Annotated in this window: 3 protein-coding genes; 1 reads left to right on the forward strand and 2 read right to left on the reverse strand. The window is 66.1% G+C overall.

What is annotated here, in order from left to right; translation table 11 throughout:
- A partial coding sequence (locus tag C1I98_RS37345) for a M15 family metallopeptidase (protein WP_111171976.1) occupies positions 1-567 on the forward strand: 567 nt, incomplete at its 5' end.
- Between the two features lie 82 nt (positions 568-649).
- Here C1I98_RS37345 and C1I98_RS40955 read toward each other — a convergent pair.
- Positions 650-1,534 carry a hypothetical protein gene (locus C1I98_RS40955; RefSeq protein WP_146607879.1) on the reverse strand — a complete coding sequence of 295 codons (885 nt, stop codon included), beginning with the start codon at positions 1,532-1,534 and terminating at the stop codon, positions 650-652.
- A 164-nt stretch (positions 1,535-1,698) separates the two neighbouring features.
- Positions 1,699-2,307 carry a hypothetical protein gene (locus C1I98_RS37350; protein WP_146607880.1) on the reverse strand — a complete coding sequence of 203 codons (609 nt, stop codon included), beginning with the start codon at positions 2,305-2,307 and terminating at the stop codon, positions 1,699-1,701.
- Positions 2,308-2,938 lie beyond the last annotated feature (631 nt).

Raw genomic sequence — 2,938 nt, forward strand, 5'->3', positions numbered from 1 at the left:
CCCGCATACACCGCCAAGGTCTCCAAGGTCACCCGCGCCGACGTCCCCCACTCCTGGCGCCCAGGCTGCCCGGTCCCGCTAGGCGACCTCCGCCTGGTGACCCTGACCCACTGGGGTTTCGACGACAAGGCGCACACCGGCGAACTCGTCGTCCACCGCACGGTCACCGACGACATCGAGACCGTCTTCGAGCAGTTGTACGAATGGCGCTTCCCCATCAAGCGAATGAAGCGCGTCGACGCCTACCGGGGCAGCGATTTCGACTCCATCGAGGCCGACAACACCTCCGCCTTCAACTGCCGCGCCGCCACCGGCTCGGGCAACTGGTCCAAACACGCCTACGGCCAGGCCATCGACATCAACCCCAGAGAAAACCCCTACGTCACCGCCGACGGCTCCGTCGCCCACACCAACGCCCGCCAATTCGCCACCCGCCCCCTCGACGAACCCGGCGTGATCAACCCCGGCGACCGCGTCGTCCGCGCCTTCCAACGCCTCGGCTGGGAATGGGGCGGCACCTGGTCCGGCACCAAGGACTACCAACACTTCAGCAAGGGCGGCGGCTGACACCTGGGTCGGTGCCGGCGCGCTATGGCGCTGACCTACGGTCCGCGGGTCAAGGAGTGCCGACAGCCGTCGTGCGTGTGCTCTATGAAGGAGATCTTGTATCTGATCCCCTCCACGCATTGGGGCCGATATGGACGGTGGCATCGTCGCGATTCTCACTGGGCTCGTCGGTGTGGCGGGCACACTCGGTGGCGCACTTGTCGGCAGGCAAGGAGCGGTCAGAGTGGCGTTGGTGGCGAGTGGCGCCAACCATGAATTGGCGCGCCAGGCCGCCCGCCGCCAGGCTTACGCCGCACTCGGCACAGCCGCGTTTCGGTTCGGACGCAAGGTCGCCGATATCCAGCAGATCATGGACAGGCGCTGGGCCGGGCCGCAGCCCACTCACATACCCGTGCCGAAGGAGGATTGCGCAGCTGCCGGTTTCGTTCGGCAAACGTGATTCCGACGGTCCCGGCCGGTAGAGCAGGGCTGCGGGCGGTTCGGAAGGCGCGGCGCGGCGGGGAGATCTTGTGAGAGCCGGGTCACCGGAACTTCGTCGTGGAATCGACCTTGGCCACCGCTCGGATCTCTTGTTCGGTCTTTCCGTGTATTCGGTGATCTCGCTTTCCCGGGTGGTATCGACGGTGCGGGCGGTGTACCACAGGCCAAGCGCGGTGAACACGGCGCCGCCGATCACGACGAGGCCGATGGCCGATTGGATGAGTGTGTGACGGGCGGCGTTGATGGTTTCGACCCGCTCGGTGGGCGTCATCCGTGCGCGTTCGGATTCTGTGAGCGGGCTCGTCTCTCCGGCCGGCCTCCGTGCCGCCGGGCCGATCAGGAAGGCGACGCCCAGGTAGGTGGCGAAGGTCACGGCGATGCCGATCAGGGCGCATTGTGCCCACTGGGGGCGGGCCAGGCGAGGGCCGACCATATGGAGGCCGCGATCACGACGAGGGCGAAGAGCGTAAAGGTCGATCGCTGCCATCTTCTCCAGCGGCTTCTGGGCATTTCCTGGGTCGCTTCGGTATCGCGCGCGTTTCGCCGGGCCTTGGCAGCCGCCGCAGAGGTGATCGCCGAGCGGGCGGATGGGCGGGGATGTTGACCGGTCATATCCCAATTCCACCCATTGGCTTTGGCGGCGATGCGCGATCAGCGTTCTTTGGTATAGGTGAGGGTGGTGTTCTCGGAGATGATGTGGCGCGGGTTGATGGACCTGAAGTGCCAGTCGGAGCCGCCTTCGGTGATGTAGGCGCGGGCGTACGATTTGGCCGGGGCGGTGACTTTGAAGAGGTAGCCGGAGGGTTTGCCGGCTCGCCAGGTGGCGGGGATGGGGATGGCGTGTTTTCTGCCCTGGGAGCTGACGGTGAGGGTGGCGCGGAAAGTGCAGGAACGGCCGGTGGCGGTGAAGTTGAGTACGAATTCGCGGGAGTCGCCCTGATCGAGGGCGACTTGGTGGGTGAAAGGGCCGGAGAGGGCTCCGGAGGGGGTGACGTTCTGGGCGACTGGGCGTGGGGCGTCGAGGTTGAAGCCGATGGTGACCGGTGGGGCGGTTTCGCCGCCGTCGCCGATGGCGGGGAGGCGGACGGCGGTGCCGCGGAAGGGGGGATCGCACTTCAGGTCGCTCAGCTCGGCTCCGTGGACGAGGGCCGTTGTGACGTGCTGAGCTGTGACGGCGATCGCGGTGCCGGTGACGCCCAGGTGAATGGTGTTCGCCTGGAGCCAGTGGATGATCTCGTAGCCGTTCATCGGAAACCGCATTCCGCCGACGGAATGGAGCTGGTCGCTGGCGTACCAGGCCGGGCCGAGCCAGGACGTCCCTTCGGAGACGAGGATCGGGTCTCCTGATTCGAGTTTTTCGTTTTTTGCTCGTCTTCCAGCGTTATATCGGTGGTGCGGTGGCTGTCGCAGTACGCCAGGCCGGCCAGTGTGGTGCCGACGACCGCCACCAGGGCGGTGGCGATGCCAGTGGCGTGGCCCAGCGATCTTTATCCGGCATGGCGCCCCTTCCCTTTTGAATGGGCCGCAGTATAGGGAAGGCGGCCGGTTGCCAGGCGGTGATAATTGAATGTGGGCCGACTTACCGCTTGGCGATGGTTGTCTAATAAGGCCGGGATTTTCCAGAGGCGGAAGGTAAAGCGATCCCCATGTGGTCGCCGTCATCCGCTGTGGGGGAACCGTGGCGAGCTGACGGCTGGGGCAAGATGGTGCCCATGGCGGCCAACGACGGCGACGGGTGGGCTCAGTGCGGGCGCGGGCATCGGCATTGGGGGGTCCACGGCGCGTCGGGGCTGCTGGCCGTTCATCATGACATGACCGGCACGCCTTACATCCTCATGCAGAAACGGTCATGGTGGAGCCATTACGGGGGCACCTGGGGGTTTCCGGGGGG

It is taken from the genome of Spongiactinospora gelatinilytica (assembly GCF_003236385.1).
GTDB lineage: Bacteria > Actinomycetota > Actinomycetes > Streptosporangiales > Streptosporangiaceae > Spongiactinospora > Spongiactinospora gelatinilytica.